General features: G+C 60.7%; 12 protein-coding genes. 5 read left to right on the plus strand and 7 right to left on the minus strand.

From position 1 onward, the window contains the following. Window positions 1–114: 114 nt before the first annotated feature. From era to lptF, 6 genes are all read right to left on the minus strand, one after another. Entirely contained in the window at window positions 115–1017 is a 903-nt protein-coding gene (gene era / locus J1G18_RS21625; RefSeq protein ID WP_003221935.1) for a GTPase Era, read from the minus strand. Next, complete coding sequence (gene rnc, locus J1G18_RS21630) at window positions 1010–1699, minus strand: ribonuclease III (protein WP_024011703.1); 690 nt, start codon at window positions 1697–1699, stop codon at window positions 1010–1012. The genes era and rnc overlap by 8 nt, the downstream gene beginning before the upstream one ends. Before the next feature lie 183 nt (window positions 1700–1882). Next, window positions 1883–2737 (minus strand): signal peptidase I, encoded by an 855-nt coding sequence (lepB, locus tag J1G18_RS21635; RefSeq protein ID WP_096795193.1) that lies wholly within the window; start codon window positions 2735–2737, stop codon window positions 1883–1885. A 9-nt stretch (window positions 2738–2746) separates the two neighbouring features. Beyond that, on the minus strand, window positions 2747–4543 hold the full coding sequence (lepA, locus tag J1G18_RS21640; protein ID WP_003221926.1) for a translation elongation factor 4: 1797 nt from the start codon (window positions 4541–4543) through the stop codon (window positions 2747–2749). 172 nt (window positions 4544–4715) lie between these two features. After that, window positions 4716–5777 (minus strand): LPS export ABC transporter permease LptG, encoded by a 1062-nt coding sequence (lptG, locus tag J1G18_RS21645; protein WP_150370323.1) that lies wholly within the window; start codon window positions 5775–5777, stop codon window positions 4716–4718. Further along, the gene (gene lptF, locus J1G18_RS21650) at window positions 5770–6891 is read right to left on the minus strand and encodes an LPS export ABC transporter permease LptF (RefSeq protein WP_027610953.1); all 1122 of its coding nucleotides are present in this window, start codon (window positions 6889–6891) and stop codon (window positions 5770–5772) included. Before lptF ends, lptG begins: the two co-directional genes overlap by 8 nt. A gap of 308 nt (window positions 6892–7199) precedes the next feature. Here lptF and J1G18_RS21655 point away from each other — a divergent pair, with 308 nt between their 5' ends. From J1G18_RS21655 to rlmF, 5 genes are all read left to right on the plus strand, one after another. Then, a complete protein-coding gene (locus J1G18_RS21655; RefSeq protein ID WP_223008429.1) occupies window positions 7200–8690 on the plus strand; it encodes a leucyl aminopeptidase in 1491 nt (496 codons plus the stop codon). A 61-nt stretch (window positions 8691–8751) separates the two neighbouring features. Further along, on the plus strand, window positions 8752–9180 hold the full coding sequence (locus tag J1G18_RS21660; protein WP_210558943.1) for a DNA polymerase III subunit chi: 429 nt from the start codon (window positions 8752–8754) through the stop codon (window positions 9178–9180). Window positions 9181–9188: 8 nt separating this feature from the next. Then, window positions 9189–9584 carry a DNA polymerase III subunit chi gene (locus J1G18_RS21665; RefSeq protein ID WP_098967336.1) on the plus strand — a complete coding sequence of 132 codons (396 nt, stop codon included), beginning with the start codon at window positions 9189–9191 and terminating at the stop codon, window positions 9582–9584. Window positions 9585–9784: 200 nt separating this feature from the next. Continuing rightward, complete coding sequence (locus J1G18_RS21670) at window positions 9785–12631, plus strand: valine--tRNA ligase (protein WP_098967335.1); 2847 nt, start codon at window positions 9785–9787, stop codon at window positions 12629–12631. 234 nt (window positions 12632–12865) lie between these two features. Then, window positions 12866–13885 carry a 23S rRNA (adenine(1618)-N(6))-methyltransferase RlmF gene (gene rlmF / locus J1G18_RS21675; protein ID WP_223008430.1) on the plus strand — a complete coding sequence of 340 codons (1020 nt, stop codon included), beginning with the start codon at window positions 12866–12868 and terminating at the stop codon, window positions 13883–13885. Between the two features lie 186 nt (window positions 13886–14071). Here the strand turns inward: rlmF and J1G18_RS21680 are convergent, their stop codons facing one another. Then, the gene (locus tag J1G18_RS21680; protein ID WP_003221909.1) at window positions 14072–14353 is read right to left on the minus strand and encodes an HU family DNA-binding protein; all 282 of its coding nucleotides are present in this window, start codon (window positions 14351–14353) and stop codon (window positions 14072–14074) included. Between the last annotated feature and the right edge of the window lie 44 nt (window positions 14354–14397).

The raw sequence follows: 14397 nt of genomic DNA on the forward strand, positions 1-14397 counted from the left end.
CGGGCTTGCTCGCGAAAGCGCTGAATCAGTCAAAGCATAGGTCGACTGACACTGCGCATTCGCGAGCAAGCCCGCTCCCACAGGGGGTTCTCCGGTGTCTCGGAAAACCGCTGCTTACAGGTCGCCGTAACCCAGCGAACGCAAAGCACGCTCGTCGTCGGACCAGCCGCCCTTCACCTTGACCCACAGGTTGAGCATGATCTTGGAGTCGAACAGCAGCTCCATGTCCTTGCGCGCTTCGGTGCCGATGCGTTTGATGCGCTCGCCCTTGTCACCAATGATGATCTTCTTCTGCCCGTCACGCTCGACGAGGATCAGCGCGTGGATGTGCAGGGTCTTGCCCTGCTGCTTGAACTCTTCGATCTCGACGGTGATCTGGTACGGCAGCTCGGCGCCCATCTGACGCATGATTTTCTCGCGCACCAGTTCGGCGGCGAGGAAACGGCTGCTACGGTCGGTGATCTGGTCTTCCGGGAAGAAGTGATCGTTCTCCGGCAGGTGATCGGCGATGACCTTTTCCAGCGCGTCGAGGTTGTGCCCGTGCTGCGCGGAAATCGGGATGATCTGCGCGTTCGGCAGCTGTTCCTGCAACCACGACAGGTGCGGCATCAGCTCGGCCTTGTCTTCGATGCGGTCGGTCTTGTTCAGCGCGACGATCAGCGGGCCGGTCACGTACTGCACGCGCTCCAGCACCATCTGGTCCTCTTCGGTCCACTTGGTGCGATCAACCACGAAGATCACCACGTCGACGTCTTTCAATGCTGCCGAAGCGGTTTTGTTCATGTAGCGGTTCAGGGCCTTTTCGCCACCCTTGTGCATGCCGGGGGTGTCGACGTAGATCGCCTGCACGTCACCCTCGGTCTTGATCCCGAGCATGTTGTGACGGGTGGTCTGCGGCTTGCGCGAGGTGATCGCGAGCTTCTGGCCGAGGATGTGGTTCAGCAACGTCGATTTGCCGACGTTGGGACGGCCGACGATGGCAACGTAGCCACAGCGAGTTGCGTTTGTATCAGTCATTGCCATTCTCCACGCCCAGGGCAATCAGTGCTGCGGCGGCCGCTACCTGTTCGGCAATACGACGGCTCACACCCTGACCTCGGCTTTTTTCATTCAATAAGACCACTTCGCACTCGACGAAGAAGGTACGGCAGTGCGGCTCACCCTGGATATCCACCACTTCGTAGCGTGGCAGTTCGCAACCGCGCGATTGCAGATGTTCCTGCAGACGGGTCTTGGGATCCTTGTTGGTGTCGACCAGCGTCAGGCCTTCGAACTCACCGGCCAGCCAGGCCAGTACGCGCTCGCGAGCGACGTCCATGCCGGCATCGAGGTAGATCGCACCGATCAGCGCTTCGAGGGCATCGGCCAGAATCGATTCGCGACGGAAGCCACCGCTTTTCAGTTCGCCCGAGCCCAGACGCAGGTAGTCGCCCAAGTCGAAACCACGGGCCAGCACCGCCAGTGTCTCACCCTTCACCAAACGTGCGCGCAAACGCGACAACTGGCCTTCGCGGGCCAGCGGGAAGCGATCGAACAGCGCCTCGCCAGCGACGAAGTTGAGGATGGCATCGCCGAGGAATTCCAGGCGTTCGTTGTTACGCCCGGCAAAGCTGCGGTGCGTGAGGGCCAGCAGCATCAGCTCCTGATCCTTGAAGGTGTAACCGAGCTGGCGCTCGAGACGGCTTAGAGAAACGCTCACGGTTTACCCACGCTGAGTTCGTGGCTGGATTCCACTGCCATCGCCGGGGTACGGCGCAGGCCTGGGACAATTAACGCTGTGTTCAAAAATGACGTCCTGAATATCGTGGCTTCATGCCCTGGTGCCGATTTGTGTCGACTCCAGAAATGCATTCGGCGCTGTGGTCAACAGCGCCGTGATTGATTACTTGATCAGGCCAACCCGCGAGAAATTCGGCAGGTGGCTGAGTTTCGGTTCCGGCCAGCTCATCCAGACAGCGAAGGCTTTGCCGACGATATTCTGGTCGGGAACCATGCCCAGCAGATCCTTGGGAATGTTCGGGTCATCCCAGTAGCGACTGTCGTTGGAGTTGTCGCGGTTGTCGCCCATCATGAAGTAGTGCCCGGCCGGCACGGTCCAGGTATGGTCCGGCGTAGCGCGGTAGCGGCTCATTTCCTTGCGGATCAGGTGCTCGGCAGCGCCGAGTTTTTCCTTGTAGAGTTCCGCGCTGCCCAGCGTGCCCGGCTCGGAGCCGACCAGTTGCTCGGCAATCGACTCGCCATTGACCAACAGACGCTTGTCGGCGGTGTAACGCACCGTGTCGCCCGGCAGGCCGACTACACGCTTGATGTAGTTGACGTTCGGGTCGCTCGGGTAGCGGAACACCATCACATCGCCACGCTGCGGATCACCGACTTCGATGATTTTCTTGTCGATCACCGGCAGGCGGATCCCGTAAGAAAACTTGTTCACCAGAATGAAGTCGCCCACGTCCAGAGTCGGTTTCATCGAGCCGGACGGGATCTGGAACGGTTCCACCAGGAACGAACGCAGCACCAGCACGATGAACAGCACCGGAAAGAACGACTTGCCGTATTCAACCAGCAACGGCTCTTTGTTCAGCTTCTCGACCACCACGGGCTCGGGCTGGCTGACACTGCCTTGATAAGAGGCAATGGCAGCACGCCGGCGCGGCGCCAGGAACAGCAGATCGAGCAACGCCAACAGGCCGCAGACCAACACGGCGATGACCAGCAACAGCGGGAAATTTAGTGACATAGGACCTGACTATTCCAACCTGAGCACGGCAAGGAAGGCTTCTTGTGGAATTTCCACGTTGCCGACCTGCTTCATGCGTTTCTTACCGGCCTTTTGCTTTTCAAGCAGCTTTTTCTTACGGCTTACGTCACCGCCGTAGCATTTGGCCAATACGTTCTTTCTGAGTGCCTTGACGGTTGTCCGGGCAACGATCTGACCGCCAATGGCCGCCTGGATCGCCACGTCGAACATCTGACGAGGAATCAGTTCTTTCATCTTCTCGGTCAACTGGCGACCTTTGAAGTGCGAATTGTCACGGTGCACGATCAACGCCAGGGCGTCGACCTTGTCACCGTTGATCAGCACGTCCAGTTTCACCAGATTAGCCGATTGGTAACGATCGAAATGGTAATCCAGCGAAGCATAGCCGCGGCTGGTGGATTTGAGACGGTCGAAGAAGTCCAGGACCACTTCGTTCATCGGCAGGTCGTAGGTCACCTGGACCTGATTGCCGAGGAACAGCATGTCGACCTGTACGCCGCGTTTCTCGATGCACAGGGTGATGACGTTACCCAGGTGTTCCTGCGGAACCAGAATGTTGGCCCGCACGATCGGCTCGCGCATGTCTTCGATGGCCGACACATCGGGAAGCTTGGATGGGTTGTCGACGTAAATCGTTTCACCGGTTTTCAGCACCAGCTCGAAAATTACCGTTGGCGCGGTGGTGATCAGATCCAGGTCGTATTCGCGCTCGAGGCGCTCCTGGATGATCTCCATGTGCAGCATGCCGAGGAACCCGCAACGGAAGCCGAAGCCCAGTGCGTCGGAGCTTTCCGGGGTGTACTGCAGCGACGAGTCGTTCAGGGTCAGTTTCTGCAGCGCTTCACGGAAGTCCTCGAAGTCGTCGGAGCTGACCGGGAACAGACCGGCGTAAACCTGTGGCTGAATGCGTTTGAAACCGGGCAGAACCGGTACATCCGGAGTCGAGCTCAGGGTCAGGGTGTCACCGACCGGTGCACCGTGAATGTCCTTGATGCTGGCGATGATGAAGCCCACTTCGCCAGCCTTGAGGTCAGCGGTAGCGGTGTGCTTCGGGTTGAATACACCAACGCTGTCGACCAGGTGGATCTTGCCGGTGGATTTCACCAGGATCTTGTCGCCCTTCTTCACGCGGCCATGACGCACGCGCACCAGGGAGACAACGCCCAGGTAGTTGTCGAACCAGGAGTCGATGATCAGCGCTTGCAGCGGATCTTCGATGTTGCCGGTCGGCGCAGGAATGGTCGCGACCAGACGCTCGAGCACTTCGTCGACACCCAGGCCGGTCTTGGCGCTGCAGGTGACGGCGTCGGTGGCGTCGATGCCGATGATCTTCTCGATCTCGTCCTTGACGCGGTCCGGCTCGGCCTGTGGCAGGTCGATCTTGTTCAGCACCGGCATGACCTCGAGGCCTTGCTCGATGGCGGTGTAGCAGTTGGCCACGGACTGGGCTTCAACACCCTGACCGGCATCGACCACCAGCAACGCCCCTTCACACGCGGCCAGGGAACGGCTGACTTCGTAGGTGAAGTCGACGTGGCCCGGGGTGTCAATGAAGTTCAGCTGGTAGGTGACGCCATCTTTGGCTTTGTAATAGAGGGTAACGCTGTGGGCCTTGATGGTGATCCCGCGTTCGCGCTCCAGATCCATGGAATCCAGTACCTGGGCTTCCATTTCACGCTCGGCCAGGCCACCGCACATCTGGATGAAACGGTCAGCCAGCGTCGACTTGCCATGGTCAATGTGGGCGATGATGGAGAAATTGCGGATATGACTCAAATCACTCACGGATCAACACTCAAAAAGGCTGCAGGCTTGGCCCGCCGAAAAATAGCCGGGAATTGTACCTGATACACGGCGCAAGCGTCACGTTCGCCTGTCACCCCGATTGCATACGAAAACGCCCCGATCTGTCGACCGAGGCGTTTTCGCGGTTAAAGCGTTGGCAACAACGCGGCCATCAGCCGGCCCGTCGCAGCAACCACACACCCGCCAGCGCACAGACCGTGGCCGGCACCAGCACCGCGAACAGCGGCGAGAAACCGAACACCAGGCTCGATGGGCCAAGCAGATCCTGGACGATGCGGAAGGTGAAGCCCACCAGCACACCGGTGAACACTCGCTGACCGAGGGTGACCGAACGCAACGGACCGAAGATGAAGGAGATCGCCATCAGCACCAGCGCGGCGGTGACCAGTGGCTGCAACACCTTGACCCAAAATGCCAGCCAATAGCGGCCATTGCTCAGGCCCTGATCCGCTAGATAGTGGATGTAGCCCCACAGACCGGAAATCGACAGCGACTCAGGCGCCATCACCACCGTATTGAGCAGTTGCGGGCTCAGCGACACGTCCCACTCCTCGCTCGGCGCATTCACCACTTCGGTGCTGCGCTCGTGGAACACCGTGGTGGTCACGTCGCTGAGCAGCCAGCGCTTGCCGTCGAACTCCGCACGCTTGGCGAAGCTGGAGCTGAGCAGGTGGCGCTCTTTGTCGAAGTGATAGCGGGTCACGCCATACAACAGGCCGTCGGGTTGCACGGCGTTGATATGGATGAACTCCTCACCCTGACGGTGCCACATGCCGTGCTTGGCGCTCTGCGCGTCGCCGCTGCCTTGCGCCAGCGAGCGATTGGCCTGGGCCATGCTTTCGGTGGCCGGGGCCACGTATTCGCCGATCAGCACGCCAGCCAGCATCAGCACCAGCATCGGTTTCATGACGGCCCAGACGATGCGCCCGATGGACACACCCGCGGCACGCATGACCGTCAGTTCGCTGCTGCTGGCCAGACTGCCGAGGCCGATCAGACAGCCGATCAGCGCGGCCATCGGCAGCATTTCGTACAGGCGACGCGGCGCGGTGAGCAGGACGAAGCTCAGCACGTCGGCCAGCGTGTAGGTATCGCTGACGTCGCTCATCTCGTCGATGAAGGCAAACAGGGTCGCCAGACCCAGAATGATCGCCAGCACGGCGATGATCGCCACGAATACGCTGCTGCCGATGTAGCGGTCGAGTTTAACCACGGGCCACCTCCAGCGCAGCGCTGCGACGGCTGGCCAGCTTCAGGCGCAACGGCTCCCAGTACAGCAGGCCGAGACCGATGACCAGGAAGATCCCGTGCACCCACCACAGTCCCAGCGCCGCTGGAATCTTGCCTTTTTCGAGGGCGCCGCGGGCGGCAATCAGGATGGTCAGGTAAGCCATATAAAGAAGAATCGCCGGCAGCAGCTTCAGGAAACGGCCCTGACGCGGATTGACCCGCGACAGCGGCACCGCCATCAGGGTCACGATGAACACCAGCAACGGCAGGGAAATCCGCCATTGCAGTTCGGCCTTGGAACGCTCGTCGTCGGCGCCCAGCAGGGTCGAAGTCGGGATCGCGTCACGGTCGGTGACTTCGTCACTGGCATCAGGTTTTGGCAGCAATACGCCGTAGGTGTCGTATTTGATCGCGCGGTAATCGGCCTGACCCGGGCTGCCGTCATAGCGATAGCCGTTGTGCAGGATCAGATAGCGGTTGCCGTCCGAGTGAACTTCCTGGCGGCCTTTTTCGGCCACCAGCACGGAAATCCCGCGGTCCTTCTGATCGGAGCCGAGGTTTTTCTGCGAGATGAACACGCCACCGAGGTTGACGCGATCGTCGGTCAGGCTTTCGGTGTAGGTCACCCGAGTGCCGTCTCGCAACGCCTGGAAACGGCCAGGTTCGAGGGTATCGAATTCGGTCAGGGCGTCCTGCTTGTTCAGCAGCAGCTGGAACTGGTTGGCGCCCTGCGGGGCCAGACTCAGGCTCAGCCACGCCACCACCAGTGCCACCAGCGTCGCCGGGAACAGGGTCATGCGCAGCAGACGCTGCTGACTCATGCCGGTGGCCGAGAGCACGGTCATTTCGCTTTCGAGGTACAACCGGCCGTAAGCCAGCAGGATCCCGAGAAACAGACCCAACGGCAGGATCAGTTGCATGAAACCCGGCAGACGGTAACCCATGATCAGGAACAGCGATCCCGGATCGAGTTGGCCCGCAGCGGCCTGGGCAAGGTATTTGATGAAGCGACCGCTCATGATGATGACCAGCAGCACGGCGCTGACGGCGCTCAGGGTCAACATTACTTCACGGGACAGATAACGGAAGACGATCAAACCAGACACTCCAGGGTTGTCAGGCTAAGGCGGCCAAACAAGCAAACGTTTCGAGCGACCCGCAAGGCAGAGCCGTCGAAAAAAGATGCGGCATTATCCTGTGATTGAGGGCGCCTGTCACTGCGCACACTCACCCAAGCGTAGATTCCGTTGAAGATCGCACAACCGAGGGTTGTCAGGCGCGGTGAGCGAGGTTCAAACTGCCGCCTTCGTCGCAGGCACAGACCTGCGCCTCTTCTATCTATAAGCAGGCGACTGCGGACACCGTCGAACGCCTGTGTGTTGACCATTCATTCAGGGATCCGGACATGGAACTGGTTGTAAAAAGCGTTAGCCCAGAAACGTTGAAAACCGCCACCCTGGTGGTTGCCGTCGGCGAAGGCCGCAAACTCGGCGTCGCCGCCAGACAGGTCGACGAGCTGAGCGGTGGCGCGATCAGCGCCGTGCTCAAGCGTGGCGATCTGGCCGGCAAGGTCGGTCAGAGCCTGCTGCTGCACAGCCTGCCGAACCTGAAAGCCGAGCGCGTGCTGCTGGTCGGCGCGGGCAAGGATGAAGAACTGGGCGACCGTCCGTTCCGTAAAATCGTGGCTGGCATCCTCAACACCCTGAAAGGTCTGGGTGGCAGCGATGCCGTGCTGGCCCTGGATGAAATCATCGTCAAGAACCGCGACAGCTACGGCAAGATCCGTCTGCTGGCGGAAACCCTAGTGGACGGCGAATACACCTTCGACCAGTTCAAGAGCCAGAAAGCCGAACCGCGCGCCCTGAAGAAAATCACCCTGCTGACCATCAAGGCTGCGCAGGCCGAAGTGCAGCGCGCCGTGAACCACGCTACGGCAATCGCCAACGGCATGGCCTTCACCCGCACCCTGGGCAACCTGCCGCCGAACATCTGCCACCCGACGTTCCTCGGCGAGCAAGCGAAGAACCTCGGCAAAGAGTTCAAGGATCTGAAAGTCGAAGTCCTCGACGAGAAGAAGATCAAATCCCTGGGCATGGGCTCGTTCTACGCCGTCGGCCAGGGCAGCGCCCAGCCGCCGCGCCTGATCGTCATGCAATACAACGGAGGCAAGAAGTCCGAGAAGCCTTACGCGCTGGTCGGTAAAGGCATCACCTTCGACACCGGCGGCATCAGCCTCAAGCCGGGCGCCGGCATGGACGAAATGAAGTACGACATGGGTGGCGCGGCCTCCGTGTTCGGTACCCTGCGTGCCGTGCTCGAACTGAAACTGCCGATCAACCTGGTGTGCATCCTCGCCTGCGCCGAAAACATGCCGAGCGGCAATGCTTCGCGTCCGGGCGACATCGTCACCACCATGAGCGGCCAGACCGTGGAAATCCTCAACACCGACGCCGAAGGCCGTCTGGTGCTGTGCGACGCCCTGACCTACTCCGAGCGCTTCAAGCCACAAGCAGTGATCGACATCGCCACCCTGACCGGTGCCTGTGTGGTTGCACTCGGTGCACACACTTCCGGCCTGCTGGGCAATAACGACGAACTGATCGAGCAACTGCTCAGCGCTGGCAAGGCTGCTGACGACCGCGCCTGGCAACTGCCGCTGTTCGACGAATACCAGGAACAACTGGACAGCCCGTTCGCCGACATCGCCAACATTGGCGGGCCGAAGGCCGGCACCATCACCGCCGCGTGCTTCCTGTCGCGCTTCACCAAGAACCTCAACTGGGCGCACCTGGACATCGCGGGCACCGCGTGGACCAGCGGCGGCAAGGACAAGGGCGCCACCGGCCGTCCGGTTCCGCTGCTGACCCAATACCTGCTGGACCGCGCCAAAGCCTGAAACCGATGAACCTGGGCGGCGTCACTTTGCGGTGACGCCGCTCAAGGCTCAGGGAACCGCAATGACCAAAGTCGACTTCTATATCCTGCCCAGCGCCGATCCTTCGGCTCGCCTGGACTTTGCCTGCAAGCTCACCGAGAAAGCCTGGCGCATGGGCCACCGCATCTACCTGCATTGCAGCGATGCTGCTCAGCGTGGCGATCTCGATGCGCGCCTGTGGGCGTTCAAGGGCGAAACGTTCGTGCCGCACGGCCCTGCCGAGAGCGAGCCGGATGGTTTGATCGTGCTGGGACTGGGCGCTGACTGCGGCGAGCATCAGGATCTGCTGGTCAACCTCGACCTGAAAGTCCCGGCTTTCGCCAGCCAATTCGCCCGCGTGGCGGAAGTGGTGGTGGAAGATCCGGCGATTCGCGCGGCGGCACGGGAGAGTTTCCGTTTCTACCGCGAACAGGGCTATCCTCTGCAAGATCACCGTTTACAGCGACTCTGAGTACGCCGATGGACACTCCAAAACCGCTGCAAAAGCCTGCACACCTGTTGGACGATCTCGAATCGATCCGCCAGTTGCTCGGCGATGACAACCTGCAACCGCCACTGCTGACCGACACGGTCGATGACGGTGAACAGGAACAGATTCCGATGCTGTTCGAGGCCGTCGACGCCACGCCGCCCGCCATCGAACCGCCCCAAGCTCCGGCCCCGGTGCCTGCTGCCAAACCGGCAGCACCTGTGGATAAAGGCCCGGACGCCCTGCTGCACCTCGATAGCGAACTGCGCGCCGCCGCGCAATTGATCATGCAGGACGTGATCGACGACTTCGCGCCGCACATCGAAACCGAAATCAAACGCCGCCTCGAGGCGCGGATGGAACGGCTTTTGAGCCAATACGAATAACCACAAATCCCCTGTGGGAGCGGGCTTGCTCGCGAATGCGGTATGTCAGGCACCATCATCGCTGGCTGACACACCGAATTCGCGAGCAAGCCCGCTCCCACATTTGAACCGCGCACTACCTCCCCCGCTCGCCCTCGGCCCCATGCCCCGCTATACTTCCCGGCTTTTCCTGAATAAATGCCAATAGGGTCCCGCCGCGCATGGATAAGACCTACCAGCCGCACGCCATTGAAACTTCCTGGTACAACACCTGGGAGTCCGAGAACTATTTCGCACCGCAAGGCGCGGGCGATTCCTACACCATCATGATCCCGCCGCCGAACGTCACCGGCAGCCTGCACATGGGTCACGGTTTCAACAACGCGATCATGGACGCCCTGATCCGTTTCCGCCGCATGCAGGGTCGCAACACCCTGTGGCAGCCGGGCACCGACCACGCCGGTATCGCCACGCAGATGCTGGTGGAGCGTCAACTGGAAGCCACCGGCCAGAACCGCCACGACCTGGGCCGCGAGAAATTCCTCGAGAAAGTCTGGGAGTGGAAGGATCAGTCCGGCGGCAACATCAGCCGTCAGATCCGCCGCCTCGGTTCGTCCGTGGACTGGAGCCGCGAGCGCTTCACCATGGACGACGGTCTCTCGGAAGCGGTTAAAGAAGCCTTCGTACGCCTGCACGAAGACGGCCTGATCTACCGCGGCAAGCGTCTGGTCAACTGGGACACCAAGTTGCACACGGCGATTTCCGACCTCGAAGTGGAAAACCACGACGAGAAAGGTTTCCTGTGGAACCTCAAGTACCCGCTGGCCGACGGCGCGAAAACCGCTGAAGGCAACAATTTCCTGATCGTCGCGACCACCCGTCCGGAAACCATGCTCGGCGACTCCGCCGTCGCGGTTAACCCGAACGACGAACGCTACAAAGCCCTGATCGGCAAGTTTGTCGAGCTGCCACTGGTTGGCCGCCGCATCCCGATCATCGCCGACGATTACTGCGATCCAGAGTTCGGCACCGGTTGCGTGAAGATCACCCCGGCCCACGATTTCAACGACTACGAAGTCGGTAAGCGCCACAACCTGCCGCTGCTGAACATCTTCGACAAGAACGCCAACGTGCTGCCCGCAGCCCAGGTGTTCAACCTCGACGGCACGTTGAACGACAGCATCGATGGCCAGATCCCGGCCCAGTACGCCGGTCTCGAGCGTTTCGAAGCGCGCAAGCAGATCGTCGCGGCGTTCGACGCCGCCGGCCTTCTGGTCAGCGTCGACGATCACAACCTGAAAGTGCCGAAAGGCGACCGTTCCGGCACCGTGATCGAGCCGTGGCTGACCGACCAGTGGTACGTTTCCACCAAGCCGCTGGCTGAGCCGGCGATTGCTGCCGTTGAAGACGGCCGTATCCAGTTCGTGCCGAAGCAGTACGAAAACATGTACTTCTCGTGGATGCGCGACATCCAGGACTGGTGCATCAGCCGTCAGCTGTGGTGGGGCCATCGGATTCCGGCCTGGTACGACGAGTCGGGCAAGGTCTACGTCGGTCGCGACGAAGCCGAAGTGCGGGCCAAGCACAACCTCGGCCCGGACGTTGCGCTGCAACAGGACAACGACGTGCTCGACACCTGGTTCAGTTCGGGGCTGTGGACGTTCTCCACCCTCGGTTGGCCGGAAAAGACCGAGTTCCTGAAAAAATTCCACTCCACCGACGTGCTGGTCACCGGTTTCGACATCATTTTCTTCTGGGTTGCCCGGATGATCATGCTGACGATGCACCTGATCAAGAACGAGGACGGCACCCCGCAAGTACCGTTCAAGACCGTTTATGTGCACGGCCTGGTGCGTGATGGCCAGGGCCAGAAGATGTCCAAGTCCAAGGGCAACGTCCTGGACCCGCTGGACATCATCGACGGTATCGAGCTGGAAGCCCTGGTGCAGAAACGCACCTCCGGCATGATGCAGCCGAAACTGGCGAAGAAGATCGAGAAGCAGACCCGCGACGAGTTCGCCGACGGCATCGCCAGCTACGGCACCGACGCCCTGCGCTTCACCTTCTGCTCGCTGGCGTCCACCGGTCGCGACATCAAGTTCGACATGGGCCGCGTCGAAGGCTATCGCAACTTCTGCAACAAGATCTGGAACGCCGCGCGTTATGTTCTGGACAAGGGCGAAGACTGCGGCCAGAACGGCGAAGCCTATGAGCTGTCGCTGGCGGATCGCTGGATCATCTCGCAACTGCAACGCACCGAAGCCGAAGTGACCCGTCAACTGGATCAGTTCCGTTTCGACCTCGCCGCGCAAGCGCTGTACGAGTTCATCTGGAACCAGTACTGCGACTGGTACCTGGAACTGTCCAAGCCAGTGCTGTGGGACGAAAACGCTCCGGTCGAGCGTCAGCGCGGCACCCGTCGCACCCTGGTGCGCGTATTGGAAGTGGCGCTGCGTCTGGCGCACCCGTTCATGCCGTTCATCACTGAAGAAATCTGGCAGCGCATCGCGCCGCTGGCCGGCATTCAGGGCAAGACGATCATGCTGCAACCTTGGCCGGTGGCCAACGAGGAGCGCATCGATCCGGCCGCCGAAGACGACATCGAATGGCTCAAGGGTCTGATGCTCGGCACGCGCAACATCCGTGGCGAAATGAACATCGGCCCGGGCAAACCGCTGCCGATCTACCTGAAGAACGTCAGCGCTGAAGATCAGCGTCGCCTGACCGAAAACGAAGCGCTGCTGAAGAAACTGGCGCGTCTGGAATCGATCACCGTACTCGCCGCCGGCGAAGAGGCGCCGCTGTCCGCCACCGCGCTGGTTGGCGAGATGGAAGTGCTGGTGCCGATGGCCGGTCTGATCGACAAGGGCGCCGAGCTGGCACGTCTGGATAAGGAAATCCTGCGTCTGCAGGGCGAAGTCCAGCGGGTTGGCGGCAAGCTGTCGAACGCCGGTTTCGTTGACAAGGCCCCGGCCGAAGTCATCGAGAAGGAACGCGCCAAACTGGCCGAGGCTGAACAGGCCCTGGGCAAACTGGCCGAGCAGCACGCGCGGATTTCCAGCCTGTAAGGGCAAGCCGCAATGAAAAAGGGAGGCCCGCAAAGGCCTCCCTTTTTTATTCAAGAATCGCCACGAATCCCCTGTGGGAGCGAGCCTGCTCGCGAATGCGGTGTGTCATTCAACCTATGTGTTGGCGGACACACCACTTTCGCGAGCAAGCCCGCTCCCACAGTTTGAACGGTGTTGCCTTTAGATGTGGGACAATACCCGCCACTTTCAGCCATACCCGAATCGATCACACCCATGAACGCCCCCCGCACACCCAAACCTGCGCGCAAGAAGCCTGATGCCGCGACCCCGGCCAAAGCCGTCGAGCCGCGTGAAAAGGCCAGCCTGCACCCGCGCAATCGCCACCAGGGTCGCTATGACTTCCCGGCGCTGATCAAGACCACGCCGGAACTGGCGAAGTTCGTGATCACCAACCCGTACGGCAAGGAAAGCATCGACTTCGCCAGCCCCGATGCGGTGCGTGTGTTCAACCGGGCGCTGCTCAAGTCGTTCTACGGCATCGAGCATTGGGACATTCCGGCGGATTATCTGTGCCCACCGGTCCCGGGCCGTGCCGATTACGTGCATTTCCTCGCCGACCTGCTGGCCAGCATGAACGACGGCAAAGTGCCGCGCGGTGCGATCGTCAACGTGCTGGACATCGGCATGGGCGCCAACTGCGTTTATCCGCTGATCGGTAACAGCGAATACCGCTGGCACTTCCTCGGTTCGGAAATCGATCCGACCGCAGTGGCTGCCGCGAAGGCCATCGTCCAGTCCAACGGGCTGAACAAGGTGATCCAGCTGCGCCAGCAGGAAAACCGCAAGCACATCCTGATCGGCTTGCTGGAGCCGGGCGAGCGCTTTGACCTGACCATGTGCAACCCGCCGTTCCACGCTTCGATGGAGGAAGCGACCAAGGGCAGCGAGCGCAAATGGCGCGCACTGGGCAAGGCCGATCCGAAACGCAAGCTGCCAGTGCTGAACTTCGGTGGTCAGTCCGCCGAACTGTGGTGTGAGGGCGGTGAAGCGCGTTTCGTGACGCAACTGATCGCCGAGAGCGCGCACTTCCAGCACAAGGTGCTGTGGTTCAGCACGCTGGTGTCGAAAGCCTCGAACCTGCCCGCCATCGAAACCGCGCTGAAGAAGGCCGGCGTGCTGGAAAGCCAGGTGGTGGAGATGTCGCAAGGGCAGAAACAGAGCCGCTTCGTGGCCTGGACCTTCCAGACCAAGTCCGAGCAGCAGATCTGGCGTCGCGAGCGCTGGGTTCGCTGACACTGAGCTACTTGTGGGAGCGGGCTTGCTCGCGAAAGCGGTGTATCAGCCGACATCAAGGTGACTGACACACCGCTATCGCGAGCAGGCTCACTCCTACAAAGGTTCGAGGTGCATCGCCAAATCGCAGACACAAAAAAACCGTGCCCGGATCGCTCCGGTGCACGGTTTTTTTATCGCTGCGTCTTACTTGTTCACAGCGTCGGTCAGGCCTTTGGCCACAACCAGCTTGATCACTTTCTTGGCAGGGATTTCGATGGCAGCGCCAGTCGAAGGGTTACGGCCAGTGCGGGCAGGACGCTCGGTCACTTTCAGCTTGCCGATACCTGGCAAGGTGATTTCGCCGCCGTTTTCCAGCTGATCGGCAACGATTTGGCCCAGTTGGTCCAGAGCGTTACGCGCGGTGGTTTTCGGCGCGTCGATAGCTTCAGCGATGTCGGCGATCAGTTGGTCTTTAGTAAGAGCCATGTAGTGTTCCTTCCCTATCAAATTCATATGGATTGCAGAGTGCA

Origin of the sequence: Pseudomonas sp. MIS38, assembly GCF_019891575.1 — a bacterium.
GTDB classification, from domain to species: Bacteria; Pseudomonadota; Gammaproteobacteria; order Pseudomonadales; family Pseudomonadaceae; genus Aquipseudomonas; species Aquipseudomonas putida_A.

Bases quoted from the DNA above. Each gene is read 5' to 3' on its own strand.
- J1G18_RS21680 (WP_003221909.1), bottom strand. From the start codon at position 14,353: ATGGCTCTTACTAAAGACCAACTGATCGCCGACATCGCTGAAGCTATC.
- J1G18_RS21670 (WP_098967335.1), top strand. From the start codon at position 9,785: ATGGATAAGACCTACCAGCCGCACGCCATTGAAACTTCCTGGTACAAC.
- rlmF (WP_223008430.1), top strand. From the start codon at position 12,866: ATGAACGCCCCCCGCACACCCAAACCTGCGCGCAAGAAGCCTGATGCC.
- J1G18_RS21660 (WP_210558943.1), top strand. From the start codon at position 8,752: ATGACCAAAGTCGACTTCTATATCCTGCCCAGCGCCGATCCTTCGGCT.
- era (WP_003221935.1), bottom strand. From the start codon at position 1,017: ATGACTGATACAAACGCAACTCGCTGTGGCTACGTTGCCATCGTCGGC.
- J1G18_RS21665 (WP_098967336.1), top strand. From the start codon at position 9,189: ATGGACACTCCAAAACCGCTGCAAAAGCCTGCACACCTGTTGGACGAT.
- J1G18_RS21655 (WP_223008429.1), top strand. From the start codon at position 7,200: ATGGAACTGGTTGTAAAAAGCGTTAGCCCAGAAACGTTGAAAACCGCC.
- lepB (WP_096795193.1), bottom strand. From the start codon at position 2,737: ATGTCACTAAATTTCCCGCTGTTGCTGGTCATCGCCGTGTTGGTCTGC.